Below are 23534 nucleotides of genomic sequence, written 5' to 3'. Positions count from 1 at the left end.
CCGCGCGAGCGCAAAGAAGAGATGGATGCATCACCCTGCGATATGATCGCCGATCAGATATTGATGCTCGTCGGGATCAGGCTGGGCTGTAGATAGGGATAGGGCGCCAGCCGTTCGGCGTTGCGCGCGACGATGCGGGCTTCCACCGCCTGCAATGCCGCCTGGAAGCGCGGCAAGGCGCAGTCCGCGCCGATGATCGCGGGATCCCGGAACCAGGCGAGGTAGGGGAAGTCGTTGCTGAGATAGGTGCCGAGCGGGCGATACAGCACCGAGCCGAGCAGATAGAGCGTGTTGAGCTGCTCCAGCGCCAGCGAGACCGGCAGCATGTAGCCCAGCCAGTCCTGCTTGCCATGGCCCGCCTGTTCGGTGGGCGCCGCCGCCCAGCCCGCGCCGGTGATCGCGGGCGCGAAGTCCATCAGGTTCTTCTGCGGGAAATTGACGGCCGCGTGCTGCGCGCTCGCGGTAAAGATGATCATCGTGCAGACATCGGCGAGATGGGCGCGCGTGGCGATCGGCTTGAAGCCCTTCACCAGCCCTTCGGAGACGACCGAGCCCGCCCAGGCGACAAGTTCGGTATCGCCCGTCACCGCCGCGTCATCGGCATAATAGATGGCGACATATTGGGTCGCCCAGTCGTGAATCGCCTGCCACACCAGCAGCGCATCGTCGCGATAGGGATAGTCGGGCAGCGCCGCCGGATCGGCCACGTTGCGCGCGGCCAGATCGTTGGGCAGCATCTTGCCGTGGAAATCGAACGCCAGGCGATCGCTCGCCGCCGCCTTCTCGCTGGAGGCGATCGTGCCCGCGAAGATATGGTCGATCGGGCCGTTCGCGGCGATCAGCGATGTCGCCGCCTGGTTGTTGATGAACAGCAATCCCTCGAAATGCGGCACCAGCAATGCCCAGATCGGATGAACCTCCGCCAGATGGCGGTGCGTCGCGACCGCGAACGCCTCCATCACCAGATGCGTGCGCGCCAGATGCGCGAACAGTTCGTGATAATTGCCGTCGGCCACCTGGACGACCAGTTTCGCGATCTCCCAGCCCCAGGCGTCGCCGGCGATCACCGATGGCGTGAAGATCGGATTGAGGCTGCTGTCCTGCCCGCACTGGATCGCCACGGGGACGAGTGAAGACCCGCCCGGCGGCACCGCGAACAGCGCCATCGGCAGATAGGCATATTTGGGCAGCCCGTCCCACATGCCCGGCACCAGGATGTCGAGCTCGGCATAATCGGAAAGATAGACGCGGCCCTCGCCGAGCGCGGCGGTCAGCGTGTCGTTGGCGACCACCGCCGCATAGGTCTCGTCCGAAAGCGGGAATTTTTCGGGAAGCGCGGTGATGCCCTTGATCAGCACCGAATTGGGGCCGGCGACGCGCATCCGCGCGAACACGTCGTCCTCCTGGAACTGATAGGCGATGCCGGGCGCGCGGATCGTGTCGAACAGCGCCATATAGGCGTCGAGCGAGAGCGGATCGGTGGTGCCGATGCCCCGCAGTTCGGCATCGCTCATCTCGACCATGCCGCGCAGTTCCTGGGCATGCTGCCTGAGCAGGGCGAGATGCGCGTCATGCTCGACATAGTCGATGCCCGTTTCCACCTCGGCGGCGATGCGGCCGAAAATGCCGGTGGCGGCATGCTCCGCATGTTCGGCATGGATGCGCGCGGCGGACGCCTCGATCTCGTCGCATCGCGCCAGCGCCGCGGCGATCGCGGGTTGCGGCGTGGCGATCTCGCCCTTGGCGCTGCTCGTCATCTTGATGGAGAGCTGGTTGCGCGCGATCTTCAGCCCGACCCCGATCAGGATCAGGAACCAGGACAATGTCGGCGTGTCGCTTTCCGGCACCTTGGTCGCCAGCGGCACGCCGGGCAGCGTCGGCACGTCGGTCGTCCATTGATAGTTCAGGCAGGTGGCGGCGATCTGCGCGGCGCGCTTGGCCTGCTCGGCCTGGGTGTCGTTCTGGGGCAGTGTAGGATTGACGGCGGCGCGTGACATGCTTCCCTCCCGATGCGGTTCCATCGGGCGCGACCGATAGGGAGATCATGATTAAGGGCGCGTAAAGCATGGCTGCCCGCCCGCGAAAATTTCGTGGCGGTGCCTATGCTTAACCAGAGCTTCAGTCTTTGCTGCTAGCCGCAGCACCATGAGGGGAATCATCAAATCGTTTCGGATGACGGCGTTTCCGCCGATCCCGGACGTCATCCAGGACGATTTCAAGCTGTTGAGGGCGGCGCGGCTGCAAAGCCAGATCCCCTTGCTGTACCTGACCCTGTTCCTGACGATTCCGACGACGATCTACGGATCGAGCGAGGGCGCGCCTTCGATCGTCCGGCTCGGCCTGCCGCTGGTGATGGGCGTGGCCTGCCTGTTCCGTTTCTTTTCGTGGATGAAGAAGCGCAACATGGCCGTCGACGTGGCGACCGCCGGGCGAATGATCTCCGCCGCGACCTGGGTTTCGAGCACGCTCGCCATACTGTGCAGCGCCTGGTGCGTGGTGAGCTGGTGGAGCGCGCCGGCCGAGACGCGCATCTATTATCCGATGATCATGGCGATGGGGTCGCTTGCGACGGTCTATTGCCTGTCCACCATCCGCGCGGCGACGATCATCAACCTGGCGATCGGGCTGCTGCCGATCTCGCTGCTGCTGCTTTTCACGGGCAATCGCATGGATCTGGCGGCGGGCACCAGCCTGACCGTGGCCAGCGCCTTCCTGCTGCGCATGATCTTCCAGCAGCACGGCCAGCTCGTCGATCTGCTGCTGCTCCAGCGCCAGATGCGCGATCTTGCCAATACCGATCCGTTGACCGGCCTTGCCAACCGGCGTGCGTTCGACGAGCGGCTGGCGTGCGAGATCGCCCATGCCCGCCCGGATACCAGCTTCTCGATCGCCCTGCTCGATCTCGACGGCTTCAAGCCCGTCAATGATCGCTACGGCCATGCCATGGGGGACCGTCTGCTGTGCGAGGTCGGCAACCGCCTGCAAAAGGCGTGCGGCGACAATGGCGTGGTCGCGCGGCTGGGCGGCGACGAATTCGCGATCCTGCTGCTGCCCGGATCGACGATCGCCCCACGGAACGTCGCTGATCATCTGCTTTCGGTGCTCGTGCCGCCCTATCAGCTCGCCAACCATGTGATCCGCGTGGGCGCCAGCATCGGCATCGCCAACTGGCCCGCCGACGGCGCTACGGCGGAGGCGCTGCTCGAAATCGCCGATCATTCGCTGTACGCGGCGAAGGCGGAACTGGCGGGAAACGAACCCCGGGCGGACAAGACCGTCCGCTTCGGCCGCGAAAGAGCCGCCTGACCCCATCCCCGATCGAGACCCCGCCGCAGGGGCGGTCTTGACGTCCGCGCTTTCATGTAACATTACAAGTTTCATGAAAGCCGATCAAACAGCCTCGACCGCGCCACAGGCGCATTTCTCCGATCCGGAGGCGGTGGCCCGCTATGCCGAGGGGCCGCCGCGCTTCGTGCCCGGCTACAGCGCCATGCAGCGCATGGCCGAACTGCTGATCGCCGAACGCGTGCCCGAACAGGCGCGGATCCTTGTCCTTGGCGCCGGCGGCGGGCTCGAACTCGCGGCGTTCGCCGGGGCGCGGCCCGGCTGGAGCTTCGATGGCGTCGATCCGTCGGCGGAGATGCTCGCGCTGGCGGAGCGGACGATGGGGCCGCTGGCGTCGCGCGCGCGTCTGCATCGGGGCTATGCCGATGATGCGCCGACCGGGCCTTTCGATGCCGCGACCTGCCTGCTCACCATGCATTTCATGTCGATCGCGGAACGGCGCGGGGCGGCGGCCGCCATCCACCGGCGCCTCCGGCCCGGCGCGCCCTTCGTTGTCGCGCATCTCGGCTTTCCGCAGGCCGATGGCGCACGCGCGCGCTGGCTGTCGCGCTACTCCGCCTTCACCGTCGCATCCGGCCTGGATCCGGAAAAGGCGCTGAACGCGCGCGCCGCGGTCGATGCGCAGACCGTGATCCTGGCGCCGGAGCAGGACGAGGCGATCCTGCGCGAAGCCGGCTTCTCCAATGTCGAACTCTTCTACGCGGCATTCAGCTTTCGCGGCTGGGTGGGCTACGCCTGAGGGAGAGTTGGTCTGAGAAAGCGCGGAAGAGCGCTTTCCGGCGGCGGCACCGCCCCGCCCCCCCCCCCACCCGCCCGACCGGATGATACTGGATCGGGAGGTTGGGCGGGGGAGCGGGCCGGTAACGGCTTTCTCGAACCGCCGCTGATGCTTCAACGAAGCTAATGGCCGCCATGAATTGAATGATCAGGTCATCCATGCGGCCGCCCGGTACAAGGCGGGCATGGGTGAAAATGGCGCCACGGCGGATGCGATCCTGGTTCAGTCCTTCGTGCTGGATGGCCCCGCCGCGCGCGGTGGGGATACGCCGCGCGTCGCGATCAAGGACTCGATCGACATCGCCGGACTGCCCACGCGCGGCGGCAGCCGGCTGTTCGCCGATGCGCCGCCCGCCCGCGATCATGCCGATGTCGTCCGTGCGCTGCTCGATGCGGGCTGCCGGATCGTCGGCAAGGCCAATATGCACGAACTCGCCTATGGCGTGACCGGGATCAACGGCTGGACGGGCACGCCGCTCAATCCGCGCTGGCCCGATCGCATTCCCGGCGGTTCCTCCAGCGGTTCGGCGGCGGCGGTGGCGGCGGGGCTGTGCGATTTCGCGCTCGGCACCGATACCGGCGGGTCGATCCGCGTGCCCGCCGCGTGCTGCGGCGTTTACGGGCTGAAGCCCAGCTTCGGGCGGATCAGCCGGCGCGGCGTGATGCCGGCGGAAAGCTCGCTCGATTGCGTCGGGCCGTTCGCGCGCGATCTGGCGACGATCGAACGCGCCATGGCGATGCTCGATCCCGGCTTCGCCGTGGATGCGCTCGATGCGCCGCCACGGCTGGGCTGGGTCGCGGTCGATGCGGATGCGGAGGTCAAGCGCGCGGTCGATGGCCGGCTCGCTGCTTCGGGATGCGCGATCGTGCCCGTGGCGCTTCCCGGCATGGCGGCCGCCTTCGATGCCGGGCTCACCATCATCGCGGCGGAAACCTTCGCCGCATACGGCATGTTCGCGGACGCGGACGGGCTGGGCGCGGACATCCGCGAGCGGCTGCGGGCCGCCGGCCGGATCACGCCGGACCAGCTCGGCGCGGCCGGGCAGGTGCGCGCCGCCTTCGCGGCGGAAGTGGATGCGGTGCTGGCGCAGGTCGATGCGCTGGTGCTGCCCACCATGCCCGGCTTTCCGCCCACGCTTGCCGAGGCGACCGATCCGCGCGCGGCGATCGGCGGGCTCACCGGCTTTGTCCGGCCATTCAATCTCTCGGGCCATCCCGCGCTCACCATGCCGGTTATGGCCGCGAACGGCCTGCCCGCCGGCATCCAGCTCGTCGGCCGGCGCGGCGGTGACGCGGCGCTGTGCGCGGCGGCGCGCTGGCTCGAAATCCCAGGAGGAGAGGAAGATGAGTGACGCGCTGACAGGCCTGCTCGACGAACTGGCCGCGCGCCGCGCGGCGTTCGGCGCGGCCCGCCAGATGCCCGCCGATATCGTCGCGAAGTTCAAGGCGGCCGGCGTCTATCGCGCGCTGGTGGCGAGGGAGTTCGGCGGCGACGAGAAATCGCCGGCCGAGTTCCTCCGGCTGATCGAGACGATCGCGACCGCCGACGGCTCGGCCGGATGGGTGGCGAGCTTCGGCGTGTCCGCGCTCTATCTGGCGGCGCTGCCGCGCGAGACCATCGCCGAAATCTATGCCGACGGCCCCGATGTGGTCTTCGCGGGCGGGCTGTTCCCGCCACAGCCGGCATTCCCCGTCGATGGCGGGCTGAAGGTTTCGGGCACGTGGAAGTTCGGCAGCGGATCGACCGGCGCGGACCTGATCGGCGTCGGCATCAAGGTGGAGGGCGGGCCGGCATCCGGCCTGCCGCGCATGGCGGTGATGCCCGCGAAGAGCGTGACGATCGCGCCCAATTGGAACGTGATCGGGCTGGCGGGCACGGGCAGCCACGATCTGGTGGTCGAAAATGTCGTGGTGCCGGAACACTGGACCTTCGTGCGCGGCAGCGCGGCGACGCTCACCAATCCGCTTTATCGCTATCCGTCGATGGCGTTCGCCGCGCAGGTGCTCGCCATTGTCGGGCTGGGCGTGGCGCGCGCCGCGCTGGACGAGATCACGCGGATGGCGGGCGGGCGCGGCTCGATCACCGGCGCGCCGGTGCTGGCCGATCGCGCCTATGTCCAGATCGAGATCGCCAAGGCCGAGGCGGCGCTGCGATCGGCGCGCGCATTCTTCTACGACGCGACCGAAACGGCCTGGACGAAGCTCGTCGCCGGAGAGGCGCTGGCGATCGAGGACATCAACCTGATCCGCCTGGCCGCCAGCCATGCCGCGCGGGTGGGCTCCGATGTGGCGCACGCGGCGTTCACCCTGTCCGGCACCACGGGCATCTATGCCGACCATCCGATCGCGCGGCATGTGCAGGATGCGATGGTGGTCGTGCAGCACGCCTTCCTGTCCGAAGGCACCTGGCAGAGCGCGGGCCGCGTGCTGCTGGGCCTCGATTCGCCCCCGGGCTTCCCCTGATCGCTGAAAGGATCCTTGCATGACCAAGCCCATTCGCACGCTGTTCTGCGGCGCCGTGCTCCAGCCCTTTTTCGACCTGCCGAGCGCCCAGATCCCGATGGTGCTTCAGGCCGCAGGCCTGCTGACCAAGACGATCCGCGAGATGCCCGGCGTCACCGTGATCGGCACGATGGACGATGACGAGACGATGGTCGGCACCTCGCCCACAGGCTGGCCCTGGACCTTCTACATCCTGGCCGATGTCGTCGATCGCGAAACCGTGATCTCGGCCTGCAACCTGTTCCGCACGATCGAGGTGGGCGAGCATCGGCTGTGGAAATATATCCGCGTCGAGGCCCGCATGGGCCGCGAGCTGGCGATGCCCGAACCGGCATGAGCCAGACCGACGAGCTTGCCCGCCTGTCCGCCCGTCTCGACACGCTCGAGGCGGAAAGCGCGGTGCGCCGGGTGATGGCGGCGTATTTCCGGATCTGCGACCGGCTGGGCCCCGATACCGATCTGGAGGCGCTGGGCGAGCTCTTCACGCGCGACGCGGTGTGGCAGGGCAAGGGGCGCTATCAGGCCGCGTTCGGCGGCTATCGCGGGCGCGCCGCGATCGTGGAGATGATCGCGGGCTATTGCGCGCCGGTGCCGCATTTCCGGATGACCGGCCATTTCTTCTCGGCCGAGGCGATCGAGGTGGCGGGCGAGACCGCGACCGGCCGCTGGATGATGCTGCAATGCTCGACCTATCATGACGACAGCGCCGATCTGCGCAGCGCCGCGCTGACTGTGGGGTTCGCGCGCGAGGACGGGCGCTGGCGCATCGCCGATTTCCGGACCGAGAACATCTTTTCCCGCCGCGTCGATCACTGGAGCGACGCCGAGACCATTCCCGTTCCCGCCGCGCAACAAGGAGGCCAGCAATGACTGAAGACTATGCCGCGCTGGTGCGCGACGATCGCGTCCACACCATGCTCTATCGCGATCCCGCGATTTTCGATGACGAGATGGAGCGGATCTTCAAACAGGCCTGGATCTGGGTGGGGCATGACAGCGAACTGCCCGGCGCCAACAGTTTCAAGACCGCCCATGTCGGCCGCCAGCCCGTGATCGTGACGCGCGACAAGGCGGGCGCGGTCCATGTCCTGCTCAATCGCTGCCGCCACCGCGCCGCGAGCGTCTGCGAAAGGAAGAAGGGCAAGGCCAGCGTGTTCGTCTGCCCCTATCATGGCTGGAGCTATGATGTGGACGGCGGCTTGCGCAAGGTGCCCTTCGCCGATGGCTATCGCGAGCCCGTCGACAAGGCCGATCATTCGCTGATCGCGCTGCGCACCGAATGCTATAACGGCATGATCTTCGCGACGTTCGACGACGCGATCATGCCGCTGGCCGAATGGCTTGGCCCCGCGCGCAAATGGATCGACCTGTTCATGAAGCAGGGCGCGGGCTTCGGCGTGAAGACGCTGGGCGAACATCGCTTCCGCTTTCCCGGCAACTGGAAGATCCAGCTCGAGAACACCACCGACGCCTATCATTTCCCGATCGTCCACAAGACCTTCCTGTCCTCGCTCGACGAGGACACCGAGAATCTGATGGACGTGCTCGGCCAGGGCGGCTGGGTGGAGGATCTGGGCAACGGCCATAGCGTGATGGTGATGATCCCCGATCTGATCGATCTGGAGGAGAATCTCGACGCGCCGATCCCCGATCGCTTCGCGGCGCTCGCGGCCGAACTGGCGGCGGAGGGCCATGACGATGATCAGGTGCGCCGCATCGTCCGCGCCGTCGGCGGCAGCGGTTTCAACCTGAACCTGTTCCCCAATGTCGCCTGTTCGATGGCGTTCTTCCGCGTGCTGCGCCCGGTGGCGGTGAACGAGACCGAGATCCAGCATATCGCGATCGGCATGGATGGCGGCCCGGAAGCGGCCAACCGGGCGCGGCTGCGGCTGCACGAGCATTTCCAGGGGCCGATGGGCTTCGGCACGCCCGACGATGCCGAGGGGTGGGAGCGCGTCCAGCGCGGTGCCGCCGCCGGCGACGCGCTCTGGGTGATGCTCAACCGCGGCGTCGATGCGCCGGACGGGCGGCCCGAGCCCGGCCATGAAGCCGGCGACGTCAGCGCCGAAACCGGCATGCGTGCCGCCTATCAGATGTGGAAAAGGATGATGACGGCATGAGCGTCGACATGGCCACCGCCGGCATTTCGATGGCCGGGGCGCAGGAATTCATCTGGCGCGAAGCCGACATGCTCGACCGGCTCGACTATCGCGAATGGCTGAAGCTGTGGACGGCCGAAGGCGAATATATCGTGCCGATCGAGCGCGACGTGGATGATCATGCCGGGGCGCTCAACATCCTGCATGACGACGCGGAGATGCGTGAGGCGCGCGTGAAGCGGCTGTTGTCGGGCTTCTCGATGTCGTCGGCGCCGCCCGCGCGCACCGTGCGCACCGTCTCCCGCTTCGTCATGCTCAAGACCGCGCCCGAACGGGTGAAGCTGCGCTGCGCGATGCACATCGTCGAATATAAATATGATCGCACGCGCCTGCTCGCGGCGGACGTGACCTATCGGCTGAACGTGACCCCCGGCGGCATCGCGCTCGATCGCAAGATCGTCCAGCTCGTCAATTCGGACGATGCCCAGTTCGGCATCGGCTATCTGCTGTGAGCGCGGCGCTCGTCACCGGCGGGGCGCAGGGGCTGGGCGCCGCGATCGTCCGCGCGCTGCATGCCGCCGGCCACAAGGTCGCGATCGGCGATATCGATATGGACGCCGCCTCGGCGCTGGCCGGCGAACTCGGCGACGGCGCGATGGCGCTGCGGCTCGACGTGCGCGAACAGGCGGGCTTCGAACAGGCGCTGGCCGCGATGGTCGCGGCCTGGGGATCGGCCGGGATCCTGGTCAACAATGCGGTGATGACGGTCGCGCGGCCGGTGCTGGAGATCAGCCCGGAGGAATTCGATGCGGTGATCGCGGTCAATCTGCGCGGCACCTTCATCGGCAGCCAGGTGTTCGGCCGGTATTTCCGCGACCGCAGCCACGGCCGGATCGTCAATATCGCCTCGCTCGCCGGGCAGAATGGCGGCACTTCCACCGGCGCGCATTATGCCGCGTCCAAGGGCGGGATCATCACGCTGACCAAGGTGTTCGCGCGCGATCTCGCGCCCTTCGGAATCACCGTCAACGCGATCGCGCCGGGGCCGCTCGACCTGCCTTCGGTCCGCGCCCTGGTGCCGGCGGACAGGCTCGACGCGCTGGTCGCCGGCATTCCGGCGGGCAGCCTGGGCGATCCCGCCTTTGTCGCGGCGATGGTCGTCCAGCTCGCGTCCCCCGCCGCCGCCTTCACGACCGGCGCGACCTGGGACGTGAATGGCGGCCTGTTCATGCGCTGACGATCCATGGTCGACCGTCAGATCTTCCGCGCGGCGATGGCGCGGCTCGGCGCGCCGGTGACGATCATCACCTCCGATGGCGCGGGCGGGCGCTACGGCATGACCGCGTCGGCGGTGTGCAGCGTCACCGACGATCCGCCGACGCTGCTCATCTGCGTCAACCGGTCCTCGAACGCCAACATGGTGCTCAAGGCCAATGGCGTGCTGTGCGTCAATATATTGGCCGCGCGCCACCAGCCGGTATCCGAACGCTTCGCGCGATCGGGGCTGACGATGGCGGAGCGTTTCGGCGAAGAGGCTTGGGAAACATTGGCCACCGGCGCGCCGGTGCTCGCCGATGCGTCGGTCGCGCTCGATTGCCGGCTGGTGGAGGTGAGCGAGGTCGGCACGCACAGCGTCTTCTTCTGCCGGGTGGAGGATGCGCGTTTCCATGACGATGTCGAAGGGCTGATCTATTTCGACCGCGCCTATCATCGCGTCGGCCCGGCGCTGGATGGGATGCGCGCATGACGCGGATCCTGGGCTTTGGTGAGGTTCTCTTGCGGCTGGCGTCGCCGATGGGCGTGCCGATGGCGCATGGCGCTACGCTCGATATCCATGTCGGCGGGGCGGAGGCGAATGTGCTCGGCGCGCTCGCGCAGCTCGGCCACGACGCCGCGATGCTTTCGATCCTGCCCGATACCATGCTGGGCGACAGGGCGGCGAACGGCCTGCGCCTGATGGGTGTCGAGACCGCGCCGATCCTGCGGGGGCCGGGGCGGATGGGGCTTTACTGGCTTGAGCCGGGCGCGGGGCCACGGCCCGGCCGGATCGTCTATGATCGCACGGGATCGGCCTTCGCCGAAACGGCGGGCGATATCGACTGGACCGATGCGGTCGCGGGCGCGGACTGGCTGCATCTTTCCGGCATCACCCCGGCGCTGACCGGTGCGTGCGCGCGGGCGGTGCTGGCGGTCGCGCGGGCGGCACGGGCGGCGGGCGTGCGCGTCTCGCTCGACTGCAATTACCGGCCGAGCATCTGGGCCGCTTCGGGCGGCGACGCGCCGGGCCTGCTCGCGGCGCTCGCCGGAGAGGCGGAACTGCTGTTCGGCAATCATCGCGATATCACGCTGATGACGGGCGAGGTGTTCGCCGGGGACGATCGCGATCGACAGGCCGCGCTGGCGGCGTTCCGCCGCTTCCCGTCGCTGCGCCTGATCGCCTCCACCCGCCGCGAGGTCGAAAGCGCGGCGCGGCAGAGCCTGTCGGCGCGGCTCGACATGCGCGACGGCGCCTTCGTGTCGGATGCCGTGGCCATGACCGGTATCATCGACCGGATCGGCGCGGGCGACGCCTTCGCGGCGGGCGTGCTGCACGGTGTGTTGTCGGGGGAAAAGCCCGCTTGCATGGTGGAGTTCGGCCTTGCCGCTGCGGTGCAGAAGCATTTCATCGCCGGCGATATGTGGATCGGCGGTATCGGTGATCTGAATGCCGAGGCGGGGGATATCAGCCGGTAACACGAGATCGGGGTGTGACTTCTCCTCCCTGCGCTTCAGCGCGGGGAGGAGAGGCATCTCGCCTTCGCTGGAGTTCAGCCCGGCCCGTCCGCCCCGCTCACCCACCAGCCGATATCCGCGACATCGTCCAGAAACCGCATCCGGCCGGCATCGTCACCGGCCAGCAGCTGCGCCATCACGCGTTCGGCCACCGGATCGGCGGCCCAGCGCAACTGGCGGCCGTCCGATCGCGATATGTCGACGATCAGCCGGCCGAGCGTGTCGGGCGCGAAGCCCTTGTCGGCATTGCGGGCATGTTCGGCCTGCTGTGCGGCGATGAGCGGATGATAGGGGGAGGCGGGGCCGCTCGCGCCCGTCATGCCTTTCGCGGCGTCGGTGAACAAATTGGTCGAAAAGCCCGCGGGCTCGACCAGCGCGACGTGGATGTTCCAGCGCGCGACCTCCTGGCGCAGCGCTTCGGCCAGTCCTTCCAGCGCGAACTTGCTCGCGGCATAGATGGCGTCGCCGCCGCGACCCGCCAGGCCGGAGAGCGAGCTGATCATGATCACATAGCCGCCGCGCCGCGCGCGCATCGCCGGCAGCACCGCCCTGGTGAGCAGCGCGGCGCCGAAGAAATTGGTTTCCATGACGCGCCGGATCTCGGCCTCGTCCATGTCCTCGAACGCGCCCACCGGCAGCATCCCGGCATTGTTGACCAGCACATCGATGCGGCCGTGCCGGGTGAGCAGATCGGCGACGAAGGGCGCGAAGCGTTCGGATCGGGTGACGTCGAGCGCGGCGATCTCGATGGTCAGGCCGCGCGCTTTCGCCGCCTCGGCGAGCGCGCGCCCGCGTGCGGGATCGCGCATCGTCGCGATCACGGTATCGCCGCTTTCGGCGAAGGCGAGCGCCGTGGCGAGGCCGATGCCGCTCGAACAGCCGGTGACGAGGATGGTCCTGCCCATCGGATCAGCTCAGCAACATGGTGACGCCGACGCCGATGAAGGTGCCGATCGCCTTGCCGAAGATCGCGCACATCACCCCCGGCGTCACCAGCGCGTACCAGCCGCGCGCGGAGGCGATGGCGGCGGCGGGCGCGGGCCCCACGACATTGGCGGCCGATGCGATCACCGCTTCGGCCAGGTCGATCCGGAACAGTTTCGCGGCCCCCAGGATCAGGATGAAATGCACGGCGAGCACGATCACGCCGAACACGAACATGGGCAGCGCGTTGTCGATAAAGGCCAGCGCGTTGGTGGTCATGCCGATGCACGCGAAGAAGACGTACATCAGCAGCATGCCGAGATCGAAATCCGCGCGGAACCGTTCCATCTGGCGCGGGAAGAGATTGGCGATGGCGAGCGAGATCAGCGTGACGACCAGGATCGAATAATGCTCGATCCCGAAGCGCACCGCGATCATGTGCGCGACCGCGCAGATCGACAGGCTGAGCGCGAGCAGGCCGGCGATCTCGACCGGGCGGAAGGGCGGCGGGCCGTCCGCCTTCGCATCGACGCTTTCGGTCTCGACCGTGTCGAAGCGCGTCGGGATGGCGCGGCGGATGAAGCCGATCGCGGGAATGCTCACCAATGTGATCAGGCCGAGCACGCTGACCGGGCTCGACGCGCTGATCGCCGCGGCGAAATCGGTCTTGGTCAGCTCGACCGCGTCGGCCACCGCGACAAGTGCCACCGCGCCGCCGATCCAGCCGCCGGTATAGACGCCCGCGACCTTGGCGCCGAGCGGGCCGAGGTCGATCAGCAGGAAGGCGACGGTGCTGCCGATCATCACGGTGACGCTGCCCAGCAGGAAGATGATGAGCAGCTTGCCGGTTTCGCGCACGATCTTGCGGATATTGGCCTTGAACAGGAACAGCGGGATCGCGGCGGGCACGATCACCGAAAAGACGAAATCATAGGCCGGCGCCTCGAATGGCACGATCTTGAAGTTCGATAGCGCCATGCCGCCGACGATCACCCACAGCACGCCCGAGGTGCGCTTGAGGATGCGGTGGCCGTCGGCCCAGAAGCCCAGAAAGGCGAGGGCGATCAGCAATGCGGACAGCAATTGCACATTGTCCGCGGCGATCAGGGGCATCGTCCACTCCTTGGCCCAGCGGGCCGGATGACCCCCATATTCGCCCAGTGTTGCCGGATATGGGGGCGATACAACTCAATGTTGCTCATCGGAGCAATCAACAAAGCTAATTTTATGCGCGTCCGTGGCGCTCCTACCCTCCTGGCCGGATGATTTTCCAGGAAGCAGGTGAAAGCGGTGTCCGATTTCGACGTAGTGATCGCGGGCGGCGGGGTGAATGCCCTGGCCTGCGCCGCCACCCTGGCCCGGCACGGGCTGAGCGTATGCGTGATCGAACGCAACGCCAATGTCGGCGGCGGCGCGATCACGGAGGAAGTGACGCTGCCCGGCTTCAGGCACGATCTCTACGGGTCGTCGCATGTGTGGATCCAGTGCAATGAGGATTTCAAGGCGATCCAGCCCGAACTGGAACGCTATGGCCTGAAATATATCGAGCCGAGCGACCATATCACCGGCCACCCCGATCGCGGCGGCGGGCCGGGCATCGTCATCCACAAGGATATCGAGAAGACCTGCGCGTCGATCGCACAATATTCCAAGGCCGATGCCGCGCGCTATCGCGGCGTCTATGCCGATTTCGAGCAGGTGCGCGAAGGCTTCATCAAGGCGTTCTTCTCCCCGCCGGCCATGCCGTCCGCGCTGCCGCGCGCGCTGGAGACGAGCGAGGCCGGATTGCGGCGGCTGCGCGAATTCTCGATGTCGGCGCGCGCCTGGGTCGAAAGCAATTTCGAGAATGACTTCATCAAGGCGGTGATGCTCAACTGGGCGCTGGCGCCGCAGATCCTGCCCGATCAGGAAGGGGCGGGGCAGAGCTTCTACATCATGATCCCGGCCATCCATTATTATGGCCAGGCGATCCCGGAAGGGGGCAGCATGGAGCTGCCCAAGGCGATGGCCCGCTATGTCGAGGCGCATGGCGGCAAGGTGATGACGCGCGCCAGCGTGGCCTCCGTCATCGTCGAGAATGGCCGCGCGGCGGGCGTGCGGCTGGAGGACGGGCAGGAAGTGCGCGGGCGCCGCGCCACTGTATCCGCGCTCGATCCCAAGCAGACTTTCCTGAAGCTGCTCGGCGAGGAGCGGCTGGAGCCCGGCTTCGCGTCGATGGTGAAGGGGTTTTCGTTCGGCAAGATCTCGATCTGCCGCGCGCAGCTTGCGCTGAGCGAGGCGCCCGAATTCCTCAACGGCGCGGACATGAGCGCCTGTCCCTTCCACCGCATCGTCGATTCGATGCCGCAGATGATCAAATTCTACGCGGAGATCGCGATGGGCGTGCCGCCCTCCGATCCGTTCCTGTGGTCCGCCTGCTGGACCAAACTGGATCCCAGCCGCGCGCCGGCGGGCAAGCACACGCTGATCTTCGACACCTATGTCTCCAACTGGCTGGCCGATGGCCGGACCTGGGACGAGATCGGCGAGGATTATTATGCGTGCGTGCTGCTGCCCAAGTTGCAGCAATATGCGCCCAACATCGCCGGCGACGTGATCCTGGGCCATCACATCCAGCATCGCGGCACGCTGGAAGCCGCCAATCTCAGCTTCGTCGAGGGCACGACCAATGGCGGCGAGCGCATCGCCGCGCAGCTCGGATCGTTCCGGCCGTTCCCCGGCTACGCCCATTATCGCTCGCCGGTGCGCGACCTCTACATGACCGGGCCGCATTGCCACCCCGGCGGCGGCATTTCCGCGATGGGGACGATCACCGCCCGCGTGATGCTCGACGACATGGGCATCGCGCCCGCCAATTTCTGGTGATCTGCTTCAGGAGACCGACGACATGACCACAGCCGCGCCGAAGATCGACAAATATACCGCCCTTGTCATGCAGCCGCATGTCGAGGTGGCGGAGGATCGCGACGGCATCACCCGGAACCTCGACCGCGCGATCAACATGATCGATTTCGGCGTCGGCTATTTCTGGGAATTGCCCGCCAAGCTCGTCGTCTTCCCCGAATATTTCATGCAGGGCGTCACCACGCCGGGCAAGGGCGAGCATGGCATCGACGGCTTCATGAAAAAGGCGATTGAGCTCGACGGGCCGGAGATGCGGCGGCTGGGCGATACCGCGCGCGAATATGGCCTGTATATCGCGGGCGGCGGCGTGATCGAGCGCGTGCCCCAGTTCCCCGATCGCTGGTTCAACACCGCCTTCATCATCGGCCCCTCGGGCGATGTCGTGCTGCGCTACCACAAGTGGCACATCCCGGCCTCGATCGGCCTGGGCACCTCTCCGCACGACATTTTCGACGAATATCGCGAGGTGTTCGGCGGCGATATCTCCACGCTGTTCCCGGTGATCGACACCGAGATCGGCAAGCTCGGCACCATGACCTGCCATGACGGCTGCACGCCGGAGGTTTCGCGCGCGCTCGGCTATAATGGGGCGGAGGTGATCTGCCACCCGGTCGCGCTCCAGGAAGTGGAGGGCGTTTCCGAACCCTGGGACTTCTGGGTGTTCACGCGCCGCGCCCGCGCGCACGACAACATGGCCTATGTGCTCGGCTCCAACTGGGGCACGGTCGACTATGCCTATTATCCCAAGGCCTTCTGTCCCGGCGGATCGTTCGCGATCGACTATACCGGCATGATGATGCGCCACGCGCCCTATCCGCAGGAACAGGTGCTGGGCGTCACCATCGACATCGAATCGCTGCGCGAGCACCGGTCGCGCTGCAACCACAACACCTGGGTCGATGTCCGGACCGAGGGTTTTCGCCAGATCTACGAAAAGCCGATCTATCCGGCCAACCAGTTCCCGTCGGGCAAGCCGCCGCGCACGCTGGCGGACAAGATGGGGCCGGTGAAGGAGGTTTTCACCGATCTCTACGGCCGTGGCCAGTTCACCCCGCCGGCGGGCAAGACCGTCGCCGACATGGCCGATCTGCACGCCGGCCGCGTCGCCGCCGCCCAGGCGCGCGGCACGCTGCGCAAGAGCTGAGGAGAAACGGGATGCGCGTCGTCAGCTCGCTCGCCGATATCGACTTCACCGTGGGCCGGGTGCGCCGCGAAAGCGGCAATCTGGTGATCGAAAGCGGCGCGGACAGCACGCTGGAAACCACCGTCACGATCACGCCGCGCGATGCGCGCCACGCGCTCGGGCGGCTGATCGGGGCGGGGGCGGTGTGGGGTTTCCTGCCCGCGATCCTGTTCGGCGGCGGCGGCGGCGAAACCACCGCCGCCACGACCGATCATTGGGAAGAACGGCGCAAGTCGACGGGGCTCAACAAGCCCTGGTGACGCGCGGCGCGTTTGGACAAGCCGAAAAAGACCCGCTTCCCCGCCCAGCTTCCCGAAACATATCGGGCGGCTGGGCGGGGAAGCGGGCTTTTATCATTCGCAAGCGGCGTTTCGAACCACCCTCACCAGTTCCACAACGTCCCGTCCTCCAGCCGGTTCACGGGCAGATAGGAGGGCTGGTAGGGATATTTGGCCGCCAGCGCCTCGTCGATCTCCACGCCATGGCCGGGCACGTCGCCGGGCAGCATGTAGCCCGCGTCGAAGCTGTAGGCATGGGGGAAGACGGCGTCGGTCGCCTCGGTGTGGCGCATATATTCCTGCACGCCGAAATTGGGGACGCTGATGTCGAAATGCAGCGCGGCGCCCATGCATACCGGCGACAGGTCGGTCGCGCCGTGGCAGCCGGTGCGGACCTGATAGAGCGCGGCGAGGTCGGCGATGCGGCGCAGATGGCTGATGCCGCCGGCATGGACCACGGTGGCGCGGATATAGTCGATCAACTGGTTCTGGATCAGGTCCTTGGCGTCCCAGATCGTGTTGAACACCTCGCCCACGGCGATGGGGGTAACGGTGTGCTGGCGGATCAGGCGGAACGCCTCCTGATTCTCCGCCGGGGTGGGGTCTTCCATCCAGAACAGGCGATAGGGTTCGAGGGACTTGCCGAGCCGGCCCGCCTCGATCGGCGTCAGCCGGTGATGGACATCATGGAGCAGATGATGCTCGAAACCGAAACGGCTGCGCAGCGCGTCGAACAGCTTCGGCGCGTGATCGAGATATTTCTCGGTCGACCAGATATTCTCGGTGGGCAGCGCGCCGTCGGCGGGCTCGTAGAACATCTTGTCCTTCGAGACGCCATAGGTGGAGGCGAGGCCGGGAACGCCGGACTGGGCGCGGATCGCCTTGTAGCCCATCTCGATATAGCGCTGCACCTCGTCGACGGTCTCGGCGATGTCGCCGCCATTGGCATGGCCATAGATCATCACGCCGTCGCGGCTGCGTCCGCCCAGAAGCTGGTAGAGCGGAAGCCCCGCCGCCTTGGCCTTGATATCCCAGAGCGCGGTGTCGACCGCCGCGATCGCGCTCATCGTCACCGGGCCGCGCCGCCAATAGGCGCCGCGATAGAGATATTGCCAGATATCCTCGATGCGGTGCGCGTCGCGGCCGATCAGGCAGGGAATGACATGATCGGTCAGATAGGACGCCACGGCGAGCTCGCGGCCGTTGAGCGTGGCGTCGCCGATGCCGGTCAGCCCCTGGTCGGTTTCGATCTTCAGCGTCACGAAATTGCGGTCGGGGCAAGTGACGATGACGCGGGCGCCCGTAATCTTCACGGTCTTGATCCTTGTTCGATGGAGCGATTGGGACGACATAGTGGCCGCTGGCCAAGGGCTCGACAAACTGGCGCTGGTCATCGGCGCGATCAGATTTTCTTATCGATGCGAAGGAAGAAGCGATGAACCGGAAGCTGCCACCCCTGCTGGGTCTGCGCGTGTTCGAATGCGTCGCGCGGCATCTGAGCTTCACGCGCGCCGCGGACGAGCTGTGCGTCACCCAGGCGGCGGTCAGCCATCAGGTGAAGGCGCTGGAGGATTGGCTGGGCGCCCCGCTGTTCCAGCGGCTGAGCCGCACGATCAAGCTGACCGAGCTGGGCGAGACGATGGTGGGGCCGCTCACCCGCGCCTTCGACATCATGGCGGAGGCGACGGGCCAGGCGCTGGAGCGCGACCAGGTGGCGCCCTTGACCGTCGCCACCTTCGATTCCTTCGCCAGCGCATGGATCATCCCGCGCCTGTCGCGTTTCCAGGAACGCTTTCCCGATATCGACGTCCGCTTCATCGCCAAGCGGCAGGAGGATGACGCGCTGTCGAGCGGCGATGCCGATATCGAGATCCGATACGGCAATGGCGGCTGGCCCAATCTCCAGGTCGAGAAGCTGATGGGCGAAAGCGTGGTGCCCGTCTGCGCGCCGTCACTGCTCGAACGCCACGGCGCCCCGACCGAGCTGGCCGAAGTCGGCATGCTGCCGCTGCTCCACGACGTCTTCGCGATCGACTGGACCGAGTTCCTCAACCATTTCGACATACGCGGCGTGAACGTGCGGCGCGGCTTCGGTTTCAGCCATTCGCATCTGGTGAAGCGCGCATGCATGGCGGGCTACGGCGTCGCGCTCGGCCGCTGGCCGCTGGTGGCGGACGAGGTCAAGTCCGGCGTGCTGGTGCGGCCGTTCGATGAAGCGCTGATGCTTGACGACGCCTATTATGTGGTGTGCCGCCGCAGCGTCTCCGACGAGGCCAATGTGAAGGCCTTCGCCTATTGGATGCTCGACGAGGCCGAGCTGTTCCTCAAAGAGTCCGGACCATCACCGACTTGAATTCGGTGAAGGCCTCCAGCCCGGCGAAACCGTGTTCGCGGCCATGGCCCGATTGCTTCATGCCGCCGATGGGCATCGCGAGTTCGGGAAAACCATGGCTGTTCACCCAGACGATGCCGGCCTGGATATCGGCGGCGACGCGGTGCGCGCGGCCGACGTCGCGCGTCCAGATGCTGGCGGCGAGGCCATAGTCCGAATCATTGGCCAGGCGCAGCGCGTCCGCCTCGTCGTCGAAGGGAATGACGGTCAGCACCGGGCCGAACACTTCCTGGCGGACGATCTCGCTGTTCTGGTCGACGCCGGTGAGGATGGTGGGTTCGTAGAAGAAACCGGGGCCATCGCGCATCGCGCCGCCCGTCGCCACCTGTGCGCCCGCCGCTTGCGCGCGTTCGACATGGCCGTGGACGGACTGGCGATGCGCGGCGCTGATCAGCGGGCCCATCTGCGTATCGGGCGCGAAGCCCGATCCCAGCCTGAGCGCGGCGGCATGGGCGGCGATGCCCGCCACCACCTCGTCCAGCGCCGATCGCTCGACATAGAGGCGCGATCCCGCGACGCAGACCTGGCCGGCATTGCCGAAGATCGCATCGGCCGCGCCTGCGATCGCCTGCGGCAGATCGGCATCGGCGAAGATCAGCACAGGCGATTTGCCGCCCAGTTCGAGCGACAGCCGCTTCAGCCCGGCGCTGGCGTCCGCCATCAATTGCCGGCCCACCGCCGTCGATCCGGTGAACGAGATCTTGGCGATCAGCGGATGCCTGACCATCGCCGCGCCCAGTTCGCGGCCGATGCCCGGCAGCACGGAGATCACGCCTTCCGGCACGCCGGCCTCCAGCGCGAGCGCGGCGAGATGGAGCGTGGTGAACGGCGTCAGTTCGGATGGCTTGAGGATCGCCGAACAGCCCGCGGCGAGCGCTGGCGCGAGTTTCCACGCCGCCAGCGCCAGCGGTCCGTTCCACGGCGTGATCAGCCCGGCGACGCCGATCGGTTCCCTGATCCCGTATCCGAGAAAGCTCTGGCCGGGCAGCGAGGGGGAAAAGGTGCCGCCGTCGATCTTGGTGACCCAGCCGGCATAATAGCGGAAGGTTTCGGCGCTGTGCGCGACTTCGCCATGGAGCGCCGCGCCGAAGGGCTTGCCGCCGTTGAGCGTTTCAAGTTCGGCGAGCAATTGCGCGTCGCGTTCGATCAGTTCGGCGATGCGCAGCAGGATGCGCTGGCGCTCGGCGGGGGTCTTGCCGCGCCATCTCTTGTCCGCGAACGCTTGCGACGCGGCTTCGGCGGCGCGGTCGAGATCGGCGATGCCCGCCGCGTGCGCGGTCCCGAACGCCGCGCCGGTCGCCGGATCGATGCCGGTGATCGGCGCGCCCGCGCCCTCGGCCCAGGCCGCGCCGGCGAGGAAGGGGCGTGGCGCCGCCAGGAAGGACCGGGTCTGGGGGCCGAGCGCGTCGGTCATGACGCCATGTAGTCCATCAGCGTCTGGATGACGCGATCATTCTGGTGCGGCCGACCGACCGAGATGCGCAGCGCCGCTTCGGGGCCGCCGGCGGAAACCGGGCGCGGGATGATGCCGCGCGCCTCCAGATAATGCGCGGCACCCTCGGGATCGCGGCCGGCGGCGGGGAAGCGGACCAGATAGAAATTGGCGGACGAGGGGATGACCTCGATCCCCGCCAGGTCGAGCGCCTTCGCGATCCGCGCCAGCTCCGCGTTGTTCTCCGCACGCACCATCGCCGCATAGTCGACGTCGCGCACCGCCGCCTCGGCGGCGGCGAGAGCCGCGGCGTTGCCGTTGAAGGGCGTGCGGATGCGCTGGACCATGTCGATGATCGCGCGGGGCGCGTACATCCAGCCGATGCGCAGCCCGGCAAGGCCGTAGAGCTTGGAGAAGGTGCGCGTCATCACGACATTGTCGTGCGCGCCGACAAGCGCCGCGCCCGCTTCGTAATCGGGCGCGTCGACATAATCGGCATAGGCGCTGTCGAGCAGCAGGATCACGTCGCCCGGCAGCCCGGCATGGAGCCGCGTCAGTTCGTCGCGCGGCAGATATTGGCCCACCGGATTGTTGGGGCTGGCGAGCACGACCATCCGCGTATTGGGCGTCAGTGCCGCCAGCAGGCCGTCGACATCGGGGCGCAGGCCGGGTTCAGCCACGCTGATCGCATTCGCGCCCTGCGCGATGCTGTGCACGAACGCCATGGCGAAGCTGTACTGGCTCAGCACGACATCGTCGCCGGGGCCGGCATAGGTGCGGATCAGCAACTGGATCAGTTCGTCCGATCCGTTGCCGCAGACGATGCGGTCGGGATCGATGCCATGCACCTCTCCGATCGCCGCGCGCAGCGCCGATTGCGACCCGTCGGGATAGAGCTGAAGGTCGGACGCCAGCGCGCGATAGGCCTCCAGCGCGCGGGGGCTGGGGCCGAGCATCGATTCGTTCGAGGACAGCTTCAGCGGCTGGGCCACGTCGTCGAGCGCGATCTTGCCCTGGCGATAGGGGGCGAGGCCGGCGATCGCGGGCAGGGGGCGGGGGCGCGCATCGGTCATCGCGCTCACTCCACGCCCTCGAACGCGGGCGGGCGGATGATGAAGGGCCAGGGCGACGCCATGTCGCCGCACGGCACCTCGATCAGCGCGGGTTCGTTGCGTTCGAGCGCGGCCTTCACCGCCTTGTGCAGCGCCTCGGGCGTGGTGACGCGCTCGGCGCGGATGCCGAAGCTTTCGGCGAACTTGCAAAAATCGGGGTTCTTCAGGTCGGATGCGATCAGCCGGCCGCCGAACCATTCCTTTTGCTGGCGCTGCACATTCTGGAACTTGTTGTTGTTGAACAGCACCGTGACCAGCGCGATATTGTGCTGCGCGGCGGTCGCCATCTCGTTGGCGGTGAACAGGAAGCCGCCGTCGCCCGCGATGTTGACCACCGCCTTGTCCGGATGCGCGGCCTTCACGCCCAGCGCGGTCGCATAGCCATAGCCCAGCGTGCCCTGATAGCCGCAGGTGACGATATGGCGCGGTTCATAGACCGGGAAGGCATACCAGGACGTATAGCCGACCTGGGTGATCTCATCGACGAAATAGCCGTCGTCGGGCAGCGCGGAGCGGATCGCCGCCAGATAGGATGCCTGGGGCTGGACGCGATCCTCGACATCGCCGCGAATACGCGCGGCGAGCTGGGTCAGTTCGTCCTCGCGCGAGGCGCGCTTGTCGAGCACGCCCGCCAGTTTCTCGACCAGGGCGGGCACCGCGTCGGCGGCGTCGGCATGGATGGCGACGGCGGGCGCCGCGATCCGGTCCAGCTCCTCCGCATCGATGTCGATGCGGATCACCTTCATGTGCGGCGGCACTTTCCAGTAGAGATATTGCTGCTCCATCCGCGTGCCGAGGCCGATCACGACATCGGCGTTCTTCCACAGCTCATACCCCGCGGGGAACATCTGCGAGAGATAGGATCGGTCTGAAACCACGCCGCGCCCGCTGCGGAAGGAGACGACGGGCGCCTGCAGCATCTCCGCGAGCTGGTGGAGCGACGCGCCGGCCGCGATCGCGCCGCCGCCCGCGATGATCAGCGGATTGCGCGCGGTCTTGAGCAGCGCGACCGCGTCGGCGATCGCGTCGTCGTTCAGCGCGGGGGCCTTGTCGATCGTCGCGGCGGGCAGCAGGTCCGCTTCGGCGCGGTCGCCCATCACGTCCATCGGCATTTCCAGGCTTACGGGCCGGGGGCGGCCGCTCAGCATCTGGCGGAAGCCTTCGTTGACCAAGGCGGGGGCGCCCTCGACCGTCATCGCGCGATCGGCCCATTTGGTCAGCGTGCGCATTGTCGCGAGCTGGTCGGGCAATTCGTGGAGATAGCCGATGCCCTTGCCCAGCCCCACGGTGGGGATCTGCCCGGTCAGGCAGAAGACCGGGGCGTTGGTGGCGTAGGCGGAGCAGAGCGCGGCGGTGGTGTTGAGCACGCCGGGGCCGGGAACGACGGTATAGACGCCCGGTTTTCCGGTGGACCGGGCATAGCCGAACGCCATATAGGCGGCGCCCTGTTCGTGGCGCGTGCCGAACAGGCGCAGCCTGTCACCGGCGCCGTGCATGGCATCGAAGAAATGATCGAGCTGCCCGCCGGGCAACCCGAAGATCGTATCGACACCATTGACCATCAACTGGCCCAAAAGAGCCTCGGCCCCGCTTTTAGACATGAAATCCGCCTCTTTGACGCAAGATGTTTTGTTGGCGGAATCGTGTCCGAAACAGCACGTCAGTGGCAATTGAATCAAACTTCTGGCGGCCATTAGATGGTTTGATGGTCGCGGGGCCGATATGCCCCGATTGGATTAGCGAGGATTATGGTCGCGATCAGTAAGCTTCGTTTGAAGCCCCAAGCGGCCTCAGCCGATAGTTCGCCCGATAGA

General features: G+C 67.0%; 22 protein-coding genes. 15 read left to right on the top strand and 7 right to left on the bottom strand.

The genetic code is table 11. From position 1 onward, the window contains the following. Positions 1-53: 53 nt before the first annotated feature. Positions 54-1997 (bottom strand): lipoxygenase family protein, encoded by a 1944-nt coding sequence (locus tag K7G82_RS15440; protein WP_246623594.1) that lies wholly within the window; start codon positions 1995-1997, stop codon positions 54-56. 175 nt (positions 1998-2172) lie between these two features. Here K7G82_RS15440 and K7G82_RS15435 point away from each other — a divergent pair, with 175 nt between their 5' ends. From K7G82_RS15435 to K7G82_RS15385, 11 genes are all read left to right on the top strand, one after another. Then, positions 2173-3306 (top strand): GGDEF domain-containing protein, encoded by a 1134-nt coding sequence (locus K7G82_RS15435; RefSeq protein WP_222990808.1) that lies wholly within the window; start codon positions 2173-2175, stop codon positions 3304-3306. Between the two features lie 73 nt (positions 3307-3379). Continuing rightward, on the top strand, positions 3380-4084 hold the full coding sequence (locus tag K7G82_RS15430; RefSeq protein ID WP_222990807.1) for a class I SAM-dependent methyltransferase: 705 nt from the start codon (positions 3380-3382) through the stop codon (positions 4082-4084). A gap of 178 nt (positions 4085-4262) precedes the next feature. Beyond that, positions 4263-5474: an amidase gene (locus tag K7G82_RS15425; protein ID WP_246623593.1), complete on the top strand. Its 1212-nt coding sequence runs from the start codon at positions 4263-4265 to the stop codon at positions 5472-5474. Then, on the top strand, positions 5467-6585 hold the full coding sequence (locus K7G82_RS15420; RefSeq protein ID WP_222990806.1) for an acyl-CoA dehydrogenase family protein: 1119 nt from the start codon (positions 5467-5469) through the stop codon (positions 6583-6585). Before K7G82_RS15425 ends, K7G82_RS15420 begins: the two co-directional genes overlap by 8 nt. A gap of 19 nt (positions 6586-6604) precedes the next feature. Continuing rightward, a complete protein-coding gene (locus K7G82_RS15415) occupies positions 6605-6961 on the top strand; it encodes a hypothetical protein (protein WP_222990805.1) in 357 nt (118 codons plus the stop codon). Further along, on the top strand, positions 6958-7494 hold the full coding sequence (locus K7G82_RS15410; RefSeq protein WP_222990804.1) for a nuclear transport factor 2 family protein: 537 nt from the start codon (positions 6958-6960) through the stop codon (positions 7492-7494). The genes K7G82_RS15415 and K7G82_RS15410 overlap by 4 nt, the downstream gene beginning before the upstream one ends. Further along, entirely contained in the window at positions 7491-8744 is a 1254-nt protein-coding gene (locus K7G82_RS15405) for an aromatic ring-hydroxylating oxygenase subunit alpha (RefSeq protein ID WP_222990803.1), read from the top strand. The genes K7G82_RS15410 and K7G82_RS15405 overlap by 4 nt, the downstream gene beginning before the upstream one ends. Further along, positions 8741-9235 carry an aromatic-ring-hydroxylating dioxygenase subunit beta gene (locus K7G82_RS15400; protein ID WP_222990802.1) on the top strand — a complete coding sequence of 165 codons (495 nt, stop codon included), beginning with the start codon at positions 8741-8743 and terminating at the stop codon, positions 9233-9235. The genes K7G82_RS15405 and K7G82_RS15400 overlap by 4 nt, the downstream gene beginning before the upstream one ends. Beyond that, the gene (locus K7G82_RS15395) at positions 9232-9960 is read left to right on the top strand and encodes an SDR family NAD(P)-dependent oxidoreductase (protein WP_222990801.1); all 729 of its coding nucleotides are present in this window, start codon (positions 9232-9234) and stop codon (positions 9958-9960) included. The genes K7G82_RS15400 and K7G82_RS15395 overlap by 4 nt, the downstream gene beginning before the upstream one ends. 6 nt (positions 9961-9966) lie before the next feature. Continuing rightward, entirely contained in the window at positions 9967-10470 is a 504-nt protein-coding gene (locus K7G82_RS15390; RefSeq protein WP_222990800.1) for a flavin reductase, read from the top strand. After that, on the top strand, positions 10467-11456 hold the full coding sequence (locus K7G82_RS15385; RefSeq protein WP_222990799.1) for a sugar kinase: 990 nt from the start codon (positions 10467-10469) through the stop codon (positions 11454-11456). Before K7G82_RS15390 ends, K7G82_RS15385 begins: the two co-directional genes overlap by 4 nt. A gap of 74 nt (positions 11457-11530) precedes the next feature. On the opposite strand, the gene K7G82_RS15380 is transcribed toward K7G82_RS15385, so the two are convergent. Both K7G82_RS15380 and K7G82_RS15375 read right to left on the bottom strand, forming a co-directional pair. Next, complete coding sequence (locus K7G82_RS15380; RefSeq protein WP_222990798.1) at positions 11531-12400, bottom strand: SDR family oxidoreductase; 870 nt, start codon at positions 12398-12400, stop codon at positions 11531-11533. Positions 12401-12404: 4 nt separating this feature from the next. Beyond that, complete coding sequence (locus tag K7G82_RS15375) at positions 12405-13532, bottom strand: DUF819 family protein (RefSeq protein WP_222990797.1); 1128 nt, start codon at positions 13530-13532, stop codon at positions 12405-12407. A 168-nt stretch (positions 13533-13700) separates the two neighbouring features. Here K7G82_RS15375 and K7G82_RS15370 point away from each other — a divergent pair, with 168 nt between their 5' ends. The 3 genes from K7G82_RS15370 to K7G82_RS15360 are packed head-to-tail and all read left to right on the top strand — an operon-like array spanning position 13701 to position 16766. Further along, positions 13701-15284: a phytoene desaturase family protein gene (locus tag K7G82_RS15370; RefSeq protein ID WP_343228586.1), complete on the top strand. Its 1584-nt coding sequence runs from the start codon at positions 13701-13703 to the stop codon at positions 15282-15284. A 22-nt stretch (positions 15285-15306) separates the two neighbouring features. Beyond that, positions 15307-16467: a nitrilase-related carbon-nitrogen hydrolase gene (locus K7G82_RS15365; protein ID WP_222990796.1), complete on the top strand. Its 1161-nt coding sequence runs from the start codon at positions 15307-15309 to the stop codon at positions 16465-16467. 11 nt (positions 16468-16478) lie between these two features. Further along, on the top strand, positions 16479-16766 hold the full coding sequence (locus K7G82_RS15360) for a hypothetical protein (RefSeq protein WP_222990795.1): 288 nt from the start codon (positions 16479-16481) through the stop codon (positions 16764-16766). A 122-nt stretch (positions 16767-16888) separates the two neighbouring features. On the opposite strand, the gene manD is transcribed toward K7G82_RS15360, so the two are convergent. Further along, positions 16889-18136: a D-mannonate dehydratase ManD gene (manD, locus tag K7G82_RS15355; RefSeq protein WP_246623592.1), complete on the bottom strand. Its 1248-nt coding sequence runs from the start codon at positions 18134-18136 to the stop codon at positions 16889-16891. 83 nt (positions 18137-18219) lie between these two features. Between manD and gcvA the strand changes: the two genes are divergently transcribed. Then, complete coding sequence (gene gcvA / locus K7G82_RS15350; RefSeq protein ID WP_222990793.1) at positions 18220-19137, top strand: transcriptional regulator GcvA; 918 nt, start codon at positions 18220-18222, stop codon at positions 19135-19137. On the opposite strand, the gene K7G82_RS15345 is transcribed toward gcvA, so the two are convergent. From K7G82_RS15345 to K7G82_RS15335, 3 genes are read right to left on the bottom strand one after another with little or no spacing between them, the layout of a single operon-like run. Then, positions 19109-20590, bottom strand: coding sequence for an aldehyde dehydrogenase family protein (locus K7G82_RS15345; RefSeq protein WP_222990792.1), 1482 nt, complete (start codon positions 20588-20590; stop codon positions 19109-19111). The two genes, gcvA and K7G82_RS15345, sit on opposite strands and share 29 nt — an antisense overlap. Beyond that, entirely contained in the window at positions 20587-21681 is a 1095-nt protein-coding gene (locus K7G82_RS15340; protein WP_222990791.1) for a pyridoxal phosphate-dependent aminotransferase, read from the bottom strand. The genes K7G82_RS15345 and K7G82_RS15340 overlap by 4 nt, the downstream gene beginning before the upstream one ends. Positions 21682-21686: 5 nt before the next feature. Then, positions 21687-23321, bottom strand: a complete 1635-nt coding sequence (locus K7G82_RS15335) for a thiamine pyrophosphate-dependent enzyme (protein WP_222990790.1) — start codon at positions 23319-23321, stop codon at positions 21687-21689. Between the last annotated feature and the right edge of the window lie 213 nt (positions 23322-23534).

Origin of the sequence: Sphingomonas colocasiae (assembly GCF_019880585.1) — a bacterium.
GTDB lineage: Bacteria > Pseudomonadota > Alphaproteobacteria > Sphingomonadales > Sphingomonadaceae > Sphingobium_A > Sphingobium_A colocasiae.
This window is presented reverse-complemented; position numbering and strand designations above follow the sequence as displayed.